The sequence below is a fragment of the Rahnella sp. AN3-3W3 genome (assembly GCF_003263545.1).
GTDB lineage: Bacteria > Pseudomonadota > Gammaproteobacteria > Enterobacterales > Enterobacteriaceae > Rahnella > Rahnella variigena.
In genome coordinates this window covers 40,945-60,915 of record NZ_JYDG01000104.1, presented here as the reverse complement: position 1 = coordinate 60,915, position 19,971 = coordinate 40,945, and the positions used below count along the sequence as shown (strand labels likewise).

The window sequence follows — 19,971 nt, the reverse complement described above, 5'->3', positions numbered from 1 at the left end:
AAAAGACATAAAAGAATCAAAGGAATTTATGAGCAATTTCAATCCGTCCAGGCGGCGCTTTGTGAAAGGCGCGGTGATCGCTGGCGTCTCCGTTTATCTCGCGCCGTTGCACAGTCGGGCATATGCCGCACTGTTCGAAGAAAAAATTTTGCAATCACCCCAGTGGGATGCACAAAACAAACGCGTCCGTTTCCGTATCGATGGCAAAGCGAAAGTTATGGGACAGAAAGTCTTTGCCCGCGATATCCGCGCCAAAGACATGCCGCACTGGCCCCAGAAGCAGGCGCACGCCTTTATCCTGCGCGTAACTGAAGCCGATAAAGTTTACACCGGTCTGGATCTCTCACTGCTTGGCGACGATCTTCAGCCCGACCAGCTGGTAACGGCCGACGTGCTGGCGCGCGACGGGCTGGCATTCCCGGCCTTTTACGGCGAAGACATGCTGCTGCCGGAAGGCAAAACGCCTGCCTATCTGGGACAAGCCGTGGCGATCCTGGTTTATCAGGATTTTGCCAAATTCCGTTTCGCCAAAAATGCATTGAAATTCAAAGACGGTGTGGTGCGCTACGGCGAGAAAACAGGCCCGCTGGAGCGCGATCCGTGGGGCACGTTCCGCTTCGTGCGCATCGGGGGTGAAACTGCCTATGAAGACGATAAATTCTCCAGCCTGAAAGATATGCCGGTCTTCCCTGTCGGGATGCGCAAACACCTGCCGGTCTGGCCGGAAGGGCGCGAGGGCGGCAAGCTGGACGAGCAGGGGATGTTCTACGCGGGTGAAATGGCTGATGAACTGAAATCGCCGCCGCAGGACTGGCTGGTGATGTCGCGCCGTTTTACCACGCAATCCGTTGATACTTCCGCGCTTGAGCCGGACAACGCCAACGGCTGGTATGACGCTGCGACACAAACGCTGCATATGGTGGTGCCAACGCAGTCGCCGCAGGAAGTGGCGGATGAGATGCCGCGCATGATGGCGAAATCACACCGCACGGTGAAAACGCTTATTATGCATCCGTGCTACACCGTCGGTTACGGCTCGAAAGATCACTACAACTTCCCGTATTACGGTGCCGTCGCGGCGATGTACGGTGACGGCACGCCGGTGCGTCTGGCTAACGACCGCTTTGAACAGTTCCAGTCAGCGCTCAAACGCCATGCGTTTGATATGAATTACGACATTGCCGTGAACCGTAAAACCGGCATGTTGCAGTCATTCCATGCGGCAATGACCGCAGACGGCGGCGGGCGCAGCAACTTCACGCCGTCGGTGGTGATGGTTGGCGCAACAGCGGCACAGTCGATTTACTACTTCCCGAAAAGTGATTTATCTGCCGTCGGTCTGGCCTCGCGCGCGCTCGATGCGGGTTCCGCACGCGGCTACGGTACGCTGCAAAGTATGGCCGCCACTGAAATGATGATGGATGAGCTGGCCGCTGAACTGAAGCTGGATCCGATTGCGTTCCGCATGCGCAACGTTCTGAAATCGGGCATGAAAAACACTCAGGGCGCCATTCCGGCGGGCGCTATTCGTGCTGATGAAGTGCTGGAAAAAGCCGCTGTTCATCCGTTATGGACAGAGCGTAAAAAGCGTAAAGCCGAATACGAAAGTCAGAATCCGGGTAAACGCTATGGCGTCGGTTTTGGTTGCGTGCAGAAAGATTTCGGCACCGGCGCGGAAACCTCTTTTGCCCGCGTGGAACTCAGTGAAAAAGGCGAAATCAGCCTGTGGCACAGTGGCGCGGAAATGGGCACGGGGATGTCGACATCGCAGTCCGTTCTGTGCGCTGAATGGCTGGGGAAACCGGCTGAACAGGCGCATTTCTCGGTGACAGACTGGTCGGTACTGCCGGTGGAAACCAGCGGCGATCCGTACATTATGTCGCAGGAAGAGCAGGACAAACTGCAAACTAATCCGCGCTGGTCGCCTTCTTACTGCTCGCCATCCAGCGCCAGTAACTCGGCCTATTACTTCTCTCACAGCACCCGCGAAGCAGCGCGCCTGATCTTCGACAACGGCATCTGGCCGGCGGCGATGGCTATCTGGCAAACCGGCATTGGTGGCGGACAGGCTGCCCCTTATGTCGTGCGCAAAGAAGATGCCCGCTGGGTGGAAGGTGGTCTGACCGCTAACGGAATGCAAATTCTCAGCCTCGAAATGCTGGCGAAAAAAGTGTACGAAATGAAAGGCATGACCGGCGCAGCCGTTCACGTATTCAACCGCTGGCAATGGGCAGAAGCCGATTTTACCCTCAATAATGTGCGTCAGCGCATTCCGGTGGATGGCATGTCAGTACGTCACGGTGCGGATCAATTCCAGACCCTGGCGCGTGACGCGGTGTATTACCCGCCAACTCAGCGTAACAACGCTTCTGTGACCTACTACAGCGCGGTCGGTACGCTGGCCGAAATCGCAGTCGACATTGCCACCGGCAAGGTCGAACTCCTGACGCATCATTCCATTATGGAGTGCGGCAATCTGATCGTACCTGAGCTGGTTTCCGGTCAGCTACAGGGCGGGCTGGCGATGGGTATCGGTCACGCATTACACGAATATTTACCGCTGTACGAAGACGGACCGGGCAACGGAACGTGGAACTTCAACCGTTACCATTTGCCGCGTGCCAGTGATGTGGCGGTCTGGAAACAGACCAGCGATATCCTGCCTGCGCTGTCGGAAACCGATCCGCCGAAAGGCATGGCTGAAGTGGTGATGATCCCGGTCGTCGCTGCGCTGGTGAACGCCATTGCCGAAGCCACCGGCCACCGTTTCCGTGATTTGCCTGTTCGTGCTGAAAATATTCGTGAGGTTTTACAATGAGCATCAAAACTCAGCCAATGACGCTGACCATCAACAATCAACAATACGGCCCGCTGGAGGTTCCTGAAGGCCTGATGATGATTGATTTCCTGCATGAGTATGTGGCGCTGACCGGTTGCCGTCTGGGCTGCGGTCAGGGGATTTGTCACGCCTGCGTGGCGATCGTCGACCATGAAAGCGGCACCAGCGAAGAAGTGCGGACCTGCATCACCGGCGCACATTTCTTCAACGGCAAAAAAGTGCGTACCGTCGAAGGGCACGCGAAAACCGATGACAAAGGCGAAGTCCACCTTTCTCCGGTTCAGCAGGCGTTTCTGGAACATTACAGTTTCCAGTGCGGTTACTGCACGCCGGGTTTTGTGAATGCGGCAACGCTGCTGCTTGAGCGTCTGGAAAAACACCCGATCCCGCTGGCTGATCTCGAAGCGGCGATTAACGGCGCGCTGGAAAATCACATCTGCCGCTGTACCGGCTACGTGCGGTATTACGAAGCGGTACGCGATGTAGTGATGAAAACCCCAGGCCTGATCCGGGAGCATGCGTGATGAAAAAACGTCTTTTCCTCGCGCTGCTGGTGGTGATCATTATCGTGACCGCCGTTCTCTGGTGGCGGGAAAACCGCACGCTGGATGCGCCGGTGCAGAAAGTCATTGCGGATACGGCGCAGATTGAACGCGGTCGTTATCTGGTGCAGGCGTCTGACTGCGCGGCATGTCATACCGCTTCCGGCGGTGCGCCGCTGGCGGGTGGCTATCCGCTGGAAACGCCGTTTGGCAAAATCTTTGGCAGCAATCTGACGCCTTCTGCGGACGACGGCATTGGCCGCTGGACGTCAGACGATTTCTATCTGGCGCTGACCAAAGGCGTGGCGCCGGGCGGACGTCATCTGTATCCGGCGATGCCTTACACTTCATATAAAGGTGTCACCCGCAAAGACTCTGACGATATGTATGCGTTTCTGATGACGCGTCCGGCGGTGGATCAGCCGGTGCCGGAAAACGAAATGCCATTCCCGTTCAACCAGCGTATGGCGATGATCGGCTGGAACCTGTTATTCCGTACCAGCGATCCGATGCCCGCCAGTTCTGAGGGAAATTCTGCCGACTGGCAGCGCGGTCAGTACCTGACAGATGTGCTTGGTCATTGCGGCGAATGTCATACACCTCGCGGCAAACTGGGGCAGATGGATACCGACAGTAACCTGAGAGGCGGTACGCTCGGACGCATTACCGCACCAGCGATCACCCCGGAGGCGCTGGCGCAACGTGGCTGGAATCCGGCGGATCTGAGCCGTTTCCTCGCGACCGGCATTGCGCCTCAGGGATCTGCCTTTGACGAGATGCATAAGGTTGTCGACCTCAGCACCCGTCATCTGACCGACGCCGATCACCGTGCGATCGTCACGTACCTGCTGGGCGACAAACCGCCGGCGGCGGTGCCGGTCAGTATCGGACAGGGCGGTAATGACGCCGGACGTATCACTTATCTGGATCAGTGTTCCGGTTGCCATATGGCCGATGGTTCCGGCAAACCGCACGTCGCGGTGGCGATGCAAAACAATGCCACCTTGCGCCAGCCGGATGGTCGTAACCTGATCGTTTCCGTGCTTGATGGTTTACCGGCGCAGGATTTCCCGAACGGTGAAAGCATGCAGTCGATGCCTGGTTTTGCGGACCGTCTGAACGATGCGCAAATTGCTGAGATGGTGAATTATCTGCGCGTGACCTTCGGCGGCCTGCCGGGGGATATTTCGGCGGACCAGGTGAAAGCGTTGCGCAAACACTGATTAATCAGCCTGATGAGCCTGTAAAAAAGCCCGGTGAATGATGAGTTCACCGGGCTTTTCTTTTTGCTTCGTCAGACTCAGATCAGATGTTCTGTAAACTCACTCAGCATGTCACCGACAAATTTCAGGCGTTTTGGGCGGTCAGTCAGATCCAACATAAACTTCAGTTTAGTCGGGCCGTCGAGACGATACACTTGCGGCTGTTTTTGCAGCAGACCGATCAGGAAACCCGGATCGACACGGTTCTTATCACCGAATTCGATAAAGCCACCGCGCTCGTTGCCTTCGATACGCCGGATGCCCAGCTCTTTAGCCTTCAGGCGCAGTACGGCAATCTGCAACAGATTGCGCGCGGCATCCGGCAGCGTGCCGAAGCGGTCGATCAGCTCCACGCGTAACTCGTCCAGTTCACCTTCGGTCTTCGCGCTGGCAATGCGTTTGTACAATGACAGGCGGGTATTGACGTCAGGAATGAAATCTTCCGGCAGCAGCGCAGGCATGCGCATTTCGACTTCCGTCTGGCTGGTGGTTAAATCCTCCAGCGACGGCTCGCGGCCTTCCTTCAGCGCTTCGACGGCGTTTTCCAGCAATTCCATATACAGCGAGAAACCGATGCTGGTCATCTGACCGCTCTGGCCTTCACCGAGCAGCTCACCTGCACCACGAATTTCCAGGTCATGCGTCGCCAGCGCGAAACCGGCACCCAGGTCTTCCAGCGAGGCGATGGCTTCCAGACGTTTATGCGCATCAACAGACATGGCTTTCGGCGGCGGCGTCAGCAGATAGGCATAGGCCTGATGATGTGAACGCCCGACGCGGCCACGCAACTGGTGTAACTGCGCCAGACCAAAGTGATCGGCGCGTTCGATAATGATGGTATTCGCCGTCGGAATATCGATACCCGTTTCGATGATGGTGGTACACACCAGCACGTTAAAACGCTGATGATGGAAATCATTCATCACGCGCTCAAGGTCGCGTTCACGCATCTGCCCGTGACCGATAGCAATACGCGCTTCCGGCACCAGTTCGGCCAGACGCTGCGAGGCTTTTTCGATATTCTCAACGTCGTTGTAAAGATAATAAACCTGCCCGCCGCGCAGAATTTCACGCAGTATCGCCTCACGCACCACCAGACTGTCGTACTCGCGCACAAAGGTTTTGACCGCCATACGACGCGCGGGCGGTGTGGCAATAATCGACAGATCGCGCATACCGCTCATCGCCATATTCAGCGTACGCGGGATAGGCGTTGCGGTCAGGGTCAGGATATCCACATCGGCACGCATGGCTTTGATTCGTTCTTTATGGCGCACACCGAAACGGTGTTCTTCATCGACAATCAGCAGACCGAGATCTTTCCAGCGCAGGTCGCTTTGCAGCAGTTTGTGCGTGCCGATAATAATATCGACTTTGCCTTCGACGGCATCTTCCAGCACCACGTTTTGCTCTTTGGCGCTGCGGAAACGCGACATCATTTCGATGCGCACCGGCCAGCTGGCAAAACGGTCGCGGAAGTTATCAAAGTGCTGCTGTGCCAGCAGCGTGGTCGGCACCAGAACGGCCACCTGTTTGTTGTTGGAAACGGCAAGGAAAGCTGCGCGCATCGCCACTTCGGTTTTCCCGAAACCCACGTCGCCACAGACCAGACGATCCATCGCCAGCGGTTGCGTCATATCGGTCAGTACAGCATTAATTGCCTGAGCCTGATCCGGCGTGGTTTCAAACGGGAAAGCCTGACAGAACAGCTGATACTGTTCTTTGTCATGCTTAAAGGCGAAACCACTTTTGGCTTCGCGCTGGGCATAGATATCGAGCAGTTCGGCGGCAACGTCGCGTACTTTCTCTGCGGCTTTCTGCCGTGCTTTCGACCAGGCTTCACCACCCAGTTTATGCAGCGGCGCGCTTTCGTCGGCACCACCGGCATAGCGGCTGATCAGATGCAGGGATGACACCGGCACATAGAGTTTGTCTTCACCGGCGTAAGTCAGGATCAGGTATTCGGCAGTAATACCGCCGGTTTCCAGCGTGGTCAGCCCGAGATAACGACCGACGCCGTGCTCGACATGCACCACCGGCTGACCGGGGCGCAGTTCGGCGAGGTTGCGGATCAGCGTATCGGTATTAATCGACCGGCGGCTGTCCTGACGGCGACGCGCCACGCGTTCACCAAGCAGGTCGCTTTCACAGATCAGCGCCAGCTGTTTATCCGCATCCAGAAAACCGCGTTCACATGCGCCAATCATGATGTAACGACCGGCAGTATCGGCTTCTTCGATGCGGGTAATCAGCGTCGGCATCAGCTTGATGCGTGCCAGCAAATCCTGCAACGTTTCGCGGCGGCCTTCACTTTCTACCGAGAAAACCAGACTGCCCGCGAAGGATTCATTGAAGCGACGCAGGTTATCCATCGGCGTTTTATTCTGCGGCTGAACGGATAAATCAGGCAGCTTTTCGTAGCTCAGGTTAGTGTTCGCGGCTTTCTTCGGCAGCGAATCGGTGCGCAATTGCACGCGTGGCCACTCTTTGAGTTCGGCAAATAACGAATCAACGCGCAACCACAGATTTTCCGGTTCCAGCAGCGGACGCATCGGATCGACGCGGCGGCTTTCGTAACGCTGGCAGGCATCCTGCCAGAAACGGTCGGCGGCGGCTTCGAGGTCGCCGGTATTCAGCAGCAGCGTATTTTCCGGCAGATAGCTGAACAGCGTGGTCAGCGGCTGGCTGAAAAACAGCGGCTGCCAGTATTCGATACCGGCCGGGAAGGTGCCTTTGCTGACCTGCTGATACACATGCTCAGCGTCGCGACGCACTTCGAACTTCTCGCGCCACTGGCTGCGGAACAGTTCGATGGCATTTTTGTCGGTCGGGAATTCATGTGCGGGCAGCAGATTGATGTGATCGACTTCGGTCAGCGTGCGCTGGGTATCCACGTCAAAGATACGCAGACTGTCGATTTCATCATCAAAGAAATCAATGCGGTAAGGTTCTTCGCTGCCCATCGGATACAAATCGAGCAGGGCGCCACGGGTGGCAAACTCACCGTGTTCCATCACCTGATCGACGCTGCGGTAACCGGCTTGTTCCAGCTGCGCACGCAACTTATCGCGGGAAAGTTGCTGGCCTTTTTTCATCACCAGCGCGTGACCGTGCAGGAACTCGTGCGGGCAGACGCGCTGCATCAGCGTATTCACCGGCAGAATGATGATGCCGCGTTCCATAGTCGGAAGCTGATACAAACTGGAAAGGCGCGAAGAAATGATTTCCTGATGCGGAGAAAAACTGTCGTAAGGCAGGGTTTCCCAGTCGGAAATGCTCAGGACTTTGTTTTCAGTAAACTGCTGGATTTCATCGCGCAGGCGCAGGGCATTCTGCATATCAGGTGCGATCAGCAGCACGGGGCCGGTATGGCGTTCACTGATTTGGGCGCATTCCAGCGCGCAGGCGGAGCCCGTAAGCTGGCCTAACAGGCGGGTGTCGCCCGGACGTTCAGGCAACGAATAACGATAATCTTGAGACATAGGCTGTTTTGAGTTCTCGTTTTGGCGGCTGTCGGAGGCCAATTTGCAGACCGTATCTTGCTTCGCTGGTGTCATCGGGGTCAACCCGTTGACGGTATAAAAGCGTCAACAGAGTCACAAAGTTAAACCGATTACTTTGGGTTAGTGGTTCCATAAAGCGGTGCTAGCCTTTATTATCCTTGATCACTTTAGTCTGCGCCACGCACTTATTTGCGGCCAAGCACTTAAAACGGATGTTATGTATCAACCTGTCGCGTTATTTATAGGTCTGCGCTACATGCGCGGGCGTGCTTCGGACCGCTTCGGGCGGTTTGTCTCCTGGTTATCCACCATTGGTATCACCCTTGGGGTGATGGCGCTGGTAACCGTATTGTCTGTGATGAACGGTTTTGAGAAAGATCTGGAAGGTAACATTCTGGGTCTGATGCCTCAGGCGTTAATCACCACACCGGCCGGATCGCTTGATCCACAGAAAATCACCCATGATCAGGTGTCAGCGCTGAAAAGTGTTAACCGCGCCGTGCCGCTCACCACCGGTGATGTCGTGCTGCAAAGTCCCGGCAGCGTTGCCGTGGGCGTGATGCTCGGTGTCGATCCCACTCAGCATGATCCGCTCGCGAAATACCTAATTGGGGTTGCGCAGCAGGAACTTCAACCCGGTCAGTACAACATCATTCTGGGCGATCAGCTGGCGCAGCAACTCAAAGTGCGTCGCGGTGATCAGCTACGTCTGATGGTCACCAGCGTCAGCCAGTTTACGCCGGTCGGTCGTGTGCCAAGCCAGCGTCTGTTTAATGTGATCGGCACGTTTTCTGCCAACAGTGAAGTGGATGGTTACCAGATGCTGGTGAACATTCAGGACGCCTCACGTCTGATGCTGTATCCGAAAGGCAACGTGACCGGCTGGCGTCTGTTCCTCGATAAACCTCTGGACGTCGACAGCCTGAGTACGCAAAAGCTGCCGGACGGAGCCAGCTGGAAAGACTGGCGCGAACGTCGCGGTGAGTTGTTCCAGGCGGTGCGTATGGAAAAAAATATGATGGGGCTGCTGCTGAGTCTGATCGTCGCCGTCGCCGCGTTTAACATTATTACGTCACTGGGCTTACTGGTGATGGAGAAACAAGCCGAAGTGGCAATTTTGCAAACGCAGGGGTTAAGCCGCCGCCAGATTATGGCGCTGTTTATGGTGCAGGGCGCCAGTGCCGGTGTGATCGGCGCGTTGCTCGGTGCTGTGCTCGGCGTGGTGCTGGCTACCCAGCTGAATACCATTATGCCGGCTATCGGGCTGATGCTTGATGGCGCGTCGCTGCCGGTCGATATCGAACCGGTTCAGGTCGTTGTCATTGCGCTGGTCGCCATGGCAATCGCCCTATTATCTACGCTTTATCCTTCCTGGCGCGCTGCTGCCACCCATCCCGCAGAGGCTTTACGTTATGAGTAATTCTTTATTATTGCAGTGTGAAAACCTCTGTAAGACTTATCAGGAAGGCAAGATGCACACCGACGTGCTGCGTGACGTGAGCTTCGCCATGCAGCCGGGTGAGATGATGGCGATCGTCGGGACGTCCGGTTCCGGTAAAAGTACCTTGCTGCATCTGCTGGGCGGACTGGATTCACCGACGTCCGGCGAAGTGATTTTCAAAGGTCAGTCGCTGAACAGCATGTCATCTTCTGCCAAATCTGAACTGCGAAACCGCGAACTGGGCTTTATTTATCAGTTCCACCATTTGTTGCCTGATTTCACCGCGCTGGAAAACGTGGCGATGCCGCTGCTGATCGGCAAAAAGAAATCTGCCGAAGTGCAGGAGCGCGCGCTGGCGATGCTTGAGGCGGTTGGGCTGCAACACCGCAGCAATCACCGTCCTTCCGAGCTTTCCGGCGGTGAACGTCAGCGTGTGGCGATTGCCCGTGCGCTGGTGAATAACCCTTCGCTGGTGCTGGCCGATGAACCGACCGGTAACCTCGACCAGCGCAACGCAGACAGCATTTTTGAACTGCTCGGCGAACTGAATGTGCGTCAGGGCACCGCGTTTCTGGTGGTGACTCATGACCTGCAACTGGCCAACCGTCTGACGCGTCAGCTGGAAATGCGTGACGGCAAGCTGCAGCAGGAATCGATGTTGCTGGGAGCGAAGTAATGTCTGGCATTCCTTTTTCATTATTGATTGGTCTGCGCTTTAGTCGCGGGCGCCGCCGCAGCGGTATGGTGTCGCTGATTTCGGTGATTTCAACGTTAGGTATTGCGCTGGGTGTGGCGGTACTGATCGTCGGCCTGAGCGCCATGAACGGCTTCGAGCGTGAGCTGAAAGAGCGAGTGCTGGCGGTGGTTCCCCATGGCGAAATCCGTCCGGTGAACCAGCCGTTTAACAACTGGCAGGGGGTTCTGGATCGTGTGGAAAAAGTGCCGGGCATTGTGGCCGCCGCGCCGTATATCCAGTTCAATGGCCTGATCGAGCACGGTGCAAAACTGCGCGCTATCCAGCTTAAAGGTGTGGATCCGCAGAGCGAACCGCGTGTCAGTGCCGCGCCGAAATTTGTACAAAACAATGCATGGCAGAACTTTAAAGCCGGTCAGCAACAGTTGATCCTCGGTAAAGGCGTTGCCGATGCCGTGGGCGTGAAGCAGGGCGACTGGGTGACGGTGATGATCCCTAACAGTGACCCGGAAATGAAACTGTTGCAGCCAAAACGCATCCGTTTGCAGGTCGCCGGGATTTTGCAGCTCAGCGGACAGCTTGACCACAGTCTGGGCATGGTGCCGCTGGCCGATGCGCAGCAATATCAGGATATGGGCAGCAGCGTGACCGGCATTGATATCAAAGTGAATGATGTCTTTGCGGCGCAAAAACTAGTCCATGATGCGGGTGAAGTGACGCAGGCTTACGTCTACATTAGTAGTTGGATCGGCACATACGGCTATATGTACCGCGATATCCAGATGGTCCGCGCCATCATGTATATGGCGATGGTGCTGGTGATCGGCGTAGCCTGTTTCAACATTGTGTCTACGCTGGTGATGGCAGTGAAAGATAAAAGCAGCGATATTGCGATTTTGCGCACACTGGGCGCAAAAGACGGGCTTATCCGCGCGGTCTTCATCTGGTACGGTTTACTGGCAGGGCTGGTAGGCAGCGTGGCGGGTGTGGTGATTGGCGTGATTGCGGCTTTCCAGCTGACCAACATCGTCAACTTTTTGCAAAAACTCACCGGGCATCAGTTCCTGTCGGGCGATATTTATTTCATCGACTTCCTGCCATCTGAAGTTCACTGGCTGGATGTTGCGGGCGTGCTGGTCACCGCCCTGATCCTGAGCCTGCTGGCGAGCTGGTATCCGGCGCGTCGTGCAAGCCGTATTGATCCTGCCCGCGTACTCAGCGGCGGTCAGTAATGTTTTTATTAATGTAGTGTTGATGCAGTTTTAATCAGACACAGAGAGAGTAAGGAGCACTTCATGCGCACACGTCATCGTCTGTGTCGGTTTCGCAAAAACAAGCGCATTCGCCATCAGCGGTTCCGGTCGAATATTTTCCACCGTGATTCGATGGCTGCGGCTTCACTGAAAAAGCCGTTTGTGGTGGTGCTGACCGGTGCCGGGATTTCAGCTGAATCCGGTATCCGTACCTTCCGCGCTGCAGACGGTTTGTGGGAAGAACACCGTGTTGAGGATGTGGCGACGCCGGAGGGTTATCGCCGCGACCCGCAACTGGTGCAGCGTTTTTACAACGAACGCCGCCGCCAGTTGCAGGCCGACGATCTCAAACCGAATGCCGCGCATTATGCGCTGGCCACGCTGGAAGAAGCGCTCGGCGATAACTTCCTGCTGGTGACGCAGAACATCGACAATCTGCACGAGCGCGCCGGGAGTTCTCGTGTGATTCATATGCACGGTGAATTGCTGAAAGTACGCTGCACGCAGTCCGGACAAGTGCTGGAGTGGCCGGGCGATCTGAGTGTCGACGACCGCTGTCATTGCTGCCAGTTCCCGGCGCCGCTGCGTCCGCACATTGTCTGGTTCGGTGAAATGCCATTTGGCATGGACGAGATTTACGATGCACTGGCGAAAGCTGACTTCTTCGTGGCGATTGGCACGTCAGGCCATGTTTATCCGGCTGCCGGATTTGTTCATGAGGCGCGTATTGGCGGTGCCTGTGCGGTTGAACTGAATCTTGAGCCCAGCCAGGTAGAAAGCGAGTTTGATATGAAGCATTACGGTCTGGCGAGTCAGGTCGTGCCGGAATTTGTGCATAAATTTCTGACGAAGAAAGATGAAGCCTGGTCGTAGACCGGGCTTTTTTTTCGACTTAATGGCCGTAAAGCGAAAAATTGCGCCTGTCCCGCAGACATATCTCGTTAAACTTGGCGAAAACTGACCTGACGCAATATTCACGGTTTCCATGCTGCGCATAATAAAAGCCAGCCGCCAGAGGATACCCAAATGAATAAGTTGCTTGATCGTTTTCTTCATTATGTTTCTTTCGATACCCAATCTAAACCCAATGTCAGACATACGCCCAGCACCGACGGGCAACTCAAGCTGGCGCAAGCCCTGCGTAATGAACTGAAAGAACTGGGATTTTCAGATGTCACTCTCAGCGATAAAGGCTGCGTGATGGCAACCTTGCCGGGAAACGTGGCCTGGAAGGTACCGGTGATTGGTTTTATTTCCCATCTGGATACCGCGCCTGATTTCACGGCCAAACACGTTAATCCGCAAATTGTGGAAAATTATCGCGGCGGCGATATTGCACTGGGAAATGGCGACGAAATTTTATCACCGGTAATGTTCCCCGTGTTACATCAGCTTCTCGGCCACACGATCATTACCACCGACGGCAAAACCTTGCTCGGGTCTGATGATAAATCCGGTATCGCAGAAATTATTACCGCGATGGTGCGGCTGAAGGACAGTAATATTCCGCACGGGCCGGTGCGTATCGCCTTCACGCCAGACGAAGAAATCGGCAAAGGCGCGCAGAGTTTTGATATTCCTGCATTCGGCGCGCAGTGGGCCTACACCGTCGACGGTGGCGGAGTGGGGGAGCTGGAGTTTGAGAACTTCAACGCTGCATCGGCAACAATTAAAATTGTCGGTAATAACGTGCATCCGGGCAGTGCCAAAGGGGTGATGGTGAATGCGCTGTCACTGGCGACGCGTTTTCACAACGAACTGCCTGCGGATGAAACCCCTGAGCACACAGAAGGTTATGAAGGTTTCTATCACCTGACGACCATCAAGGGCAACGTTGAGCGCGCGGAAATGCATTACATCATTCGTGATTTCGACAAAACCCAGTTCGAAGCCCGTAAGCAGAAAATTATTGATGTCGCGCATCTGGTCGGCAAAGGGTTGCATCGCGATTGCTATATCGAAGTGACGCTGGACGATCACTACTACAACATGCGCGACAAAGTGGCACAGCACCCGCACATTATTGCGCTGGCGCAGCAGGCGATGAAAGATTGCGACATCGAGCCCATCATGAAGCCTATCCGCGGCGGTACTGATGGCGCGCAACTTTCGTTCCGTGGTTTGCCATGCCCGAATATCTTCACCGGCGGCTATAACTTCCACGGTAAACACGAATTTGTGACGCTGGAAGGAATGGAAAAAGCGGTCTCCGTAATTATGCGTATTGCGGAACTGACGGCGGAAAGATCTAAATAAAACCTGGTCAGCCTTTGAGTTATAAAGTGTAACAATACAAGGCTGGTTAGATTAACCTCTAATATCAGCGCGTTACCCCTTCACTTTGGTTATTAAGATATCCTGCCTAAATATATCTTGATTTCGTATCCGTGAAAATAAGTGTGCATGCCAAATCTCTGAACCTTAATCCTTTGAAACGCCTGTTGCGGCTTCGATAGCCCCGTCGGGCCGCGAAAGCCCGACAGCATTGTGTTTGTTATTTTAAAAGCTCCATTCCGTGCAGCGTCATCCGGCAGCCATCTGCGCCATTACCCTGCGTAGTGATCAAACATTTGTCTGGCATGGCTACTGCCCGGAACGAGAGCTGTAAGTTAAACTGACTACGTTCTTTATCCACCATGATAATATCGTTATTTCTGAGTATAATATTTGAAATATTCGCCTGACTAATTAACTTAATCATACCGGTGCTGGAAATATAAAAGCTGGTGTTGGTCTTATTTCTGTCCAGAGAAACCATAGCGATTTCCAACTTACTGCCATCACTGGCCTTCCAGTTATCCACAGCGCCAAAAAAATCAGGAAAAATGCCCTGATGCAGGAAAGAAGAAAGCGAACCGATATGCTCCTGAATCCATTGATTTTTGGATTCAATGATCTGAGCGGAAAAGTTAATTTTAGATTGAATCTCATTTCCCGGAACGGATATTTTTTTGTTATCAATAAAATAATTCATTCGGGAGAGATCGGCGAGCATACTCGGATTCATGACGGATTTGCCAAACCTGCGGATATCCCGGTCTATATTCTGATTAATTGTATTGTATAATCTACAGGTTATTTCAGATGAGATATTCCGGCTTATGTAAAGATCGGTTTTTTTTGCTTCAGGTTTTTGGAGGGGATGACGGGAAAAAGTATGAGCTTTAGTTAACTCATTTTTTTTCTTGAACAACTGTGTCAAAAACATATCTGGCCTTTAATAACTGGGTTTAGTAATGAAATGTAATCCGCAATTATAAGATTAAAAAAGGCTGTTGACTAATACCAATTAATTATTGGTTACGTGTCAGCGATTAATAACTAAAATATTAATTTTTTTAATCAATACAGAATGCCGGAGCATCCTGTATTAATAATCAGATTAAATAGCTCTTAATATCAGTCGTTAAAGTACCAGTAACCGCTGTTCACCAGCGCAGACAGCAGCGCAAGGAATGAAGGATCGTCCAGCGCATCACCCAGCATTTCTTTGGTCACGGTTTTGTGACGGGCAATGGCATCCACTGCGCCGATATGTTCCGTGGTCATCGCTTCACCGTTGACGTAACAGGTATCGCCCACACGCAGCACGCGCAGACCGCCAAGTCGTTCCAGCGTTTCACCGGATTCCAGCAACTCATAAATTTCACCTGCCTGATAAGGCGGTTCCGGCGGTGCCAGATCCAGCTCATGACGCGACTGAGAAATAAATTCACCAAACCAGCTGTTGAAATGCGCCGGATTACTGATCAGATCCAGCATCATGCCGCGCAGTTTATCCAGCTCAGCCGGTTGTACTTCGGCAGGATGTTCACGTTCAACCAGTTCCGGATCACTGTAACGGTGACTGCCGAGTTCGCGGGAAAGCACGTAATCCGCAAAGCCACTGACCATTTCACGGGCATTTGGCGCACGGAAACCGACAGAATAATTCAGTGAGTTTTCCAGCGAATAGCCGTCATGCGGAAAACCTGGTGGAATGTAAACGATATCGCCCGGCTCCAGTTCTTCATCAATAATCGCGTCGAACGGTTCGACCTGCAGCAAATCCGGATGCGGGCAATGCTGTTTCATGGCGACTTTTTCGCCCACACGCCAGCGACGACGGCCGGTGCCCTGAATAATAAAGACGTCGTACTGATCCAGATGCGGACCCACGCCGCCGCCCGGAACCGAGAAGGAAATCATCAGGTCATCCATGCGCCAGTCAGGGATATGGCGGAACGGGGTCATCAGATGTGAAGACGGTTCGTGCCAGTGATCGACGGCCTGAACCAGCACCGACCAGCCGTTTTCTCCCAGATGATCGTAACTTTCAAACGGCCCGTGGCTGACATTCCATTTACCGTCATGATTGCTCACCAGACGGCTGTCCACCTCATTTTCCATCGCCAGTCCTGCCAGTTCGTCAGGCGAGATAGGATCCACAAAATTTTTAAAGCCGCGTTTTAGCACGACAGGACGTTTTTGCCAGTAACGCTGCAGGAAATCATTCCAGTCTAGGTCGAGTTGGTAATCCATAGTATTTCCCTTGCATTAAAAGGAGGGTGGATAAAGAAGAGGGCTGTCTGTAAATGATTATAACGGAAGGTGTTGCGGCTGAGTTGGGCAATTGCCAGCAAATTTCGCATGATGGTTAAGATTACGCCGAAATGTGCTGGCAAAATGGTCGGGTAAACGTTACTCCAGTTCGATGCCTTGTTGCAGGCCGAAACAGACACGCATACTCGCGCCGCCGAGCGGGCTGTCGCTGATGATAATTTTGCCGTCATATTGCTCGATAATGTCGTTGGCCAGTGAAAGTCCCAGACCTTGTCCCGGGCGCAATGTATCCGCACGCTGACCGCGCTGGAAAATCACCTCACGCTTGCTCTCGGGAATACCCGGGCCATCATCTTCAATCAAAATCACCAGTTCATGCTCGGTATGTACAGCGCTGATTTCGACAAATTCCAGACAGTACTTGCAGGCGTTATCAATCACGTTGCCCATGACTTCCATGAAGTCATTTTTCTCTCCGACAAAGGTGATTTCCGGCGAAATATCGACGGTGATCACCACGCCTTTACGCTGATAAACTTTGTTCAACGCTGAGCACAATCCGTCGAGGATCGCCGGCACGGAATGCACTTCGCGGATCAACAGGTTCTGTTCAGAGCGTAATGTGGCGCGATGCAGGTAGTAACCAATTTGCTGTGAAATGCGGCTGATTTGCTCAAGCATCACGGGTTCCGCTTCTTCGATGGTCATCTGCTTGCCATTACGCAGAGCGCGCAGGGTGGATTGCAAAACCGCCAGCGGGGTTTTCAGGCTGTGTGTCAGATCCGCCAGCGTAGTGCGATAACGATCATAGCGGCCACGTTCGCCGTGCAGCAAAATATTCAGGTTACGCACCAGCCCGCGCAGCTCACGGGGCGGGTTTTCATCCAGTAATTCCCGTTCATGAGATTCCAGCTGGGCGACCTGATGGATGACCTCTTTGATTGGGCGCAGACTCCAGTATGCCGCCAGCCATAACAGCGGTACGACTAACAGTAGGTTTGCCAGCAGCACATAACTGAACCATTCCCACACCAGATCTGAACGTTGCAATTCCTGCGGTATGGTATCCACCACAACAATGTTAAGTGTCGGCAGGCGCGACGTCGCGTTATAGGTGTTGACCGCAATGGAATGGGTCATCGCGTTGGCGTCGGTTTCGTCGTAATCCTTCAGCTTATCCTGCGCTTTCGGGTTATTGCCCAGCACTTCGCTGCTGATTTGCGTGTCGGTATCCAGCTCGTAGAAGCCCGGTTTATTCATCCACGCTTTATCGATATGCGCTTCCAGCTCGGGAATGCGGCGCTCAGCCCAGAGCAGTTTTCCGTTGGCGTCGTAAATAAACACCAGCGTTGGCGTGTTGAGGTCGAGATCAGGAGGAACGTTAATGCTCAGCTTGTTGTCGCGCCACTGTGCCAGGCTGAAAAAGAGATTACTTTCGCCGCGCAGCAAACGGTAGGCGGTTTTATCGAAACTCACCATATATCCGACGACTGCCACCAGCCCGTAGGCCAGCGACAGGGCGAGAACGACCGCCGCGGTCGCCATCATAAAACGGACGCGAAGGGAGAAGGGTTTCCTGGTGCGTCCTTTCATGGCGCGTCCTTTCGTGGTGAGGAACATACCCTTACGGGCGGATGTCGAAACGATAACCCTGACCGCGAACGGTCGTGATCACATCAACCGGATGTTCAGCCTGTAATTTTTTACGCAACCGCCCCATCAGCACATCCACGGTGTGGCTTTCGCGCAGTTCGGCATCGGGATAAAGCTGAAGCATCAGGGAATCTTTGCTGACGACTTTTCCGGCGTTGCGGATCAGCGTCTCGATAATCGTATATTCGAACGCCGTCAGTTTAATCGGCTGTTCGTTGACGGTCAGCTCGCGGCGGGACAAATCAATCTGGAAAGGTTGAAGTGTAATGACCTGAGAGGCGAGGCCGCTGTTACGGCGCATCAGTGCCTGCATACGCGCCAGCACTTCTTCCAGATGGAAAGGCTTCGTAACGTAATCGTCGGCACCGGCTTCCAGCACGGCGACTTTATCTTGCCAGCTTTCACGGGCGGTCAGCACCAGAATGGGCAGATTGGTCTGATGGCTGCGCCAGCGGCGGATCAGGCTCAACCCGTCTTCGCCCGGCAAACCCAGATCGACAATCGCTATGTCCGGCGCATGTTCATGCAAAAAATAGTCGGCTTCTTTGGCATCTTCCGCCGCATCCACCTGATGGCCCATTTCCCGCAACTGAACTGAAAGGTGATGACGGAGCAGTGCATTATCTTCAATGACTAAAATTCGCATGGTGATTCCTTATCCTGACAGCACGCAAAAGGGTTTACATATTCTGAGTGCAATTGTAATTGATTCAGAATCATTTTAATCAACCTGAGGTCAACGCACATGTGTTTAAACCTCAACAGAACATAAACGAATTATAAACGGCTTTTGGCAGAAAGCGCATAAAAAAGGCGACCCGCAGGCCGCCTCATGATCTACACCCTAAAAACTTACTTCAGTTCGTCAACCATGGTGGTGGCGCGACCGATGTAATTGCCCGGTGTCATGGCTTTCAGGCGGATTTTCTCTTCTTCCGGTAATTCCAGAGAATCGATAAACGCCTGCATACCCGCCGCATCAACACGCTTGCCGCGGGTCAGCTCTTTCAGCTTCTCGTAAGGCTTTTCGATACCGTAACGGCGCATCACGGTCTGGATTGGCTCAGCCAGCACTTCCCAGTTGTGATCCAGTTCGTTCGCCAGATTGGCTTCGTTGACTTCCAGCTTGCTGACGCCTTTCATGGTGGCCTGATACGCGATCAGCGCATAGCCCAGACCCACGCCGAGGTTACGCAGCACGGTGGAGTCGGTCAGGTCACGCTGCCAGCGGGAAACTGGCAGTTTGCTGGCAAGATGTTGCAATACGGCGTTGGACAGACCCAGGTTGCCTTCGGAGTTCTCGAAGTCGATCGGATTAACTTTGTGCGGCATGGTGGATGAACCGATCTCGCCCGCGATAGTGCGCTGTTTGAAGTGGTTCAGGGCAATGTAACCCCAGATGTCGCGGTCAAAGTCGATCAGGATAGTGTTGAAACGCGCCACACAGTCAAACAGTTCGGCGATGTAGTCATGCGGCTCGATCTGCGTGGTGTACGGGTTCCAGGTCACGCCCAGAGACGTCACGAATTCTTCACTGAACTGGTGCCAGTTCACTTCAGGGTACGCCACGATGTGAGCATTGTAGTTGCCCACTGCGCCGTTGATTTTGCCGAGGATTTCGACGTTTTGCAGCTGCTTAAACTGGCGATCCATACGGTAAGCGACGTTAGCCAGCTCTTTACCGATAGTGGATGGCGTCGCCGGCTGACCGTGAGTACGGGACAGCAACGGAATATCGCGGTACTTGTGCGCCAGACCTTTCACGGCATCAATAATCTGCTTCCAGTAAGGCAGTACAACATCCTGACGTGCGGTTTGCAGCATCAGCGCGTGGGACAGGTTATTGATGTCTTCGGAGGTGCAGGCGAAGTGAATGAATTCAGAGACGGCGTGCAGGGCAGGGATGGCTGCCACTTTTTCTTTCAGGAAGTACTCAACCGCTTTGACGTCATGGTTGGTGGTTTTTTCGATATCTTTAATGCGCTGAGCGTCATTAACATCAAAATTGGCCACAATCTGGTCGAGGAAAGCGTTTGCGTCGGCATCAAAAGCAGGAACTTCCTTGATTTCTGCACAGGCTGCCAGTTTTTGCAGCCAACGTACTTCAACCTGCACACGGAATTTCAGCAGGCCAAATTCGCTGAAAATAGTACGCAGCGCGCTGACTTTATCACCGTAGCGTCCATCAACGGGGGAAACGGCGGTCAGTGAGGATAATTCCATCGGTAGCAACTCCTGGGAT

The 19,971-nt window shown here is 53.9% G+C and carries 14 protein-coding genes; 8 read left to right on the top strand and 6 right to left on the bottom strand.

Annotation, left to right across the window (positions count from 1 at the left end; translation table 11 throughout):
• Nucleotides 1-28: 28 nt before the first annotated feature.
• Genes UC15_RS22565 through UC15_RS22555 form a run of 3 tightly spaced genes read left to right on the top strand, consistent with a single transcriptional unit; the run spans nt 29 to nt 4,604 of the window.
• Nucleotides 29-2,818: a xanthine dehydrogenase family protein molybdopterin-binding subunit gene (locus UC15_RS22565; RefSeq protein ID WP_112291109.1), complete on the top strand. Its 2,790-nt coding sequence runs from the start codon at nt 29-31 to the stop codon at nt 2,816-2,818.
• Nucleotides 2,815-3,363, top strand: coding sequence for a (2Fe-2S)-binding protein (locus UC15_RS22560; protein WP_112291108.1), 549 nt, complete (start codon nt 2,815-2,817; stop codon nt 3,361-3,363). The genes UC15_RS22565 and UC15_RS22560 overlap by 4 nt, the downstream gene beginning before the upstream one ends.
• Nucleotides 3,363-4,604 carry a cytochrome c gene (locus UC15_RS22555; RefSeq protein WP_112291106.1) on the top strand — a complete coding sequence of 414 codons (1,242 nt, stop codon included), beginning with the start codon at nt 3,363-3,365 and terminating at the stop codon, nt 4,602-4,604. Before UC15_RS22560 ends, UC15_RS22555 begins: the two co-directional genes overlap by 1 nt.
• Nucleotides 4,605-4,681: 77 nt before the next feature.
• On the opposite strand, the gene mfd is transcribed toward UC15_RS22555, so the two are convergent.
• Complete coding sequence (gene mfd, locus UC15_RS22550; protein ID WP_112291232.1) at nt 4,682-8,125, bottom strand: transcription-repair coupling factor; 3,444 nt, start codon at nt 8,123-8,125, stop codon at nt 4,682-4,684.
• 238 nt (nt 8,126-8,363) lie between these two features.
• On the opposite strand from mfd, the gene lolC reads away from it, so the two are divergent.
• From lolC to pepT, 5 genes are all read left to right on the top strand, one after another.
• A complete protein-coding gene (lolC, locus tag UC15_RS22545; RefSeq protein ID WP_112291105.1) occupies nt 8,364-9,566 on the top strand; it encodes a lipoprotein-releasing ABC transporter permease subunit LolC in 1,203 nt (400 codons plus the stop codon).
• Nucleotides 9,559-10,263: a lipoprotein-releasing ABC transporter ATP-binding protein LolD gene (gene lolD, locus UC15_RS22540; protein ID WP_112291103.1), complete on the top strand. Its 705-nt coding sequence runs from the start codon at nt 9,559-9,561 to the stop codon at nt 10,261-10,263. The genes lolC and lolD overlap by 8 nt, the downstream gene beginning before the upstream one ends.
• Entirely contained in the window at nt 10,263-11,513 is a 1,251-nt protein-coding gene (lolE, locus tag UC15_RS22535) for a lipoprotein-releasing ABC transporter permease subunit LolE (protein ID WP_112291102.1), read from the top strand. The genes lolD and lolE overlap by 1 nt, the downstream gene beginning before the upstream one ends.
• Nucleotides 11,514-11,576: 63 nt before the next feature.
• Nucleotides 11,577-12,407 (top strand): Sir2 family NAD+-dependent deacetylase, encoded by an 831-nt coding sequence (gene cobB / locus UC15_RS22530; RefSeq protein WP_112291100.1) that lies wholly within the window; start codon nt 11,577-11,579, stop codon nt 12,405-12,407.
• 153 nt (nt 12,408-12,560) lie between these two features.
• Nucleotides 12,561-13,790 carry a peptidase T gene (pepT, locus tag UC15_RS22525; protein WP_112291098.1) on the top strand — a complete coding sequence of 410 codons (1,230 nt, stop codon included), beginning with the start codon at nt 12,561-12,563 and terminating at the stop codon, nt 13,788-13,790.
• A 238-nt stretch (nt 13,791-14,028) separates the two neighbouring features.
• Here the strand turns inward: pepT and UC15_RS22520 are convergent, their stop codons facing one another.
• The 5 genes from UC15_RS22520 to purB form a co-directional block, all read right to left on the bottom strand.
• Nucleotides 14,029-14,742, bottom strand: a complete 714-nt coding sequence (locus tag UC15_RS22520; RefSeq protein WP_129638500.1) for a hypothetical protein — start codon at nt 14,740-14,742, stop codon at nt 14,029-14,031.
• A 191-nt stretch (nt 14,743-14,933) separates the two neighbouring features.
• A complete protein-coding gene (locus tag UC15_RS22515; RefSeq protein WP_112291096.1) occupies nt 14,934-16,055 on the bottom strand; it encodes a cupin domain-containing protein in 1,122 nt (373 codons plus the stop codon).
• 159 nt (nt 16,056-16,214) lie between these two features.
• The gene (gene phoQ, locus UC15_RS22510; protein WP_112291094.1) at nt 16,215-17,669 is read right to left on the bottom strand and encodes a two-component system sensor histidine kinase PhoQ; all 1,455 of its coding nucleotides are present in this window, start codon (nt 17,667-17,669) and stop codon (nt 16,215-16,217) included.
• Nucleotides 17,670-17,700: 31 nt separating this feature from the next.
• Nucleotides 17,701-18,375: a two-component system response regulator PhoP gene (gene phoP / locus UC15_RS22505; protein WP_095921366.1), complete on the bottom strand. Its 675-nt coding sequence runs from the start codon at nt 18,373-18,375 to the stop codon at nt 17,701-17,703.
• Nucleotides 18,376-18,581: 206 nt separating this feature from the next.
• Nucleotides 18,582-19,952, bottom strand: a complete 1,371-nt coding sequence (gene purB, locus UC15_RS22500) for an adenylosuccinate lyase (RefSeq protein ID WP_112291093.1) — start codon at nt 19,950-19,952, stop codon at nt 18,582-18,584.
• Nucleotides 19,953-19,971 lie beyond the last annotated feature (19 nt).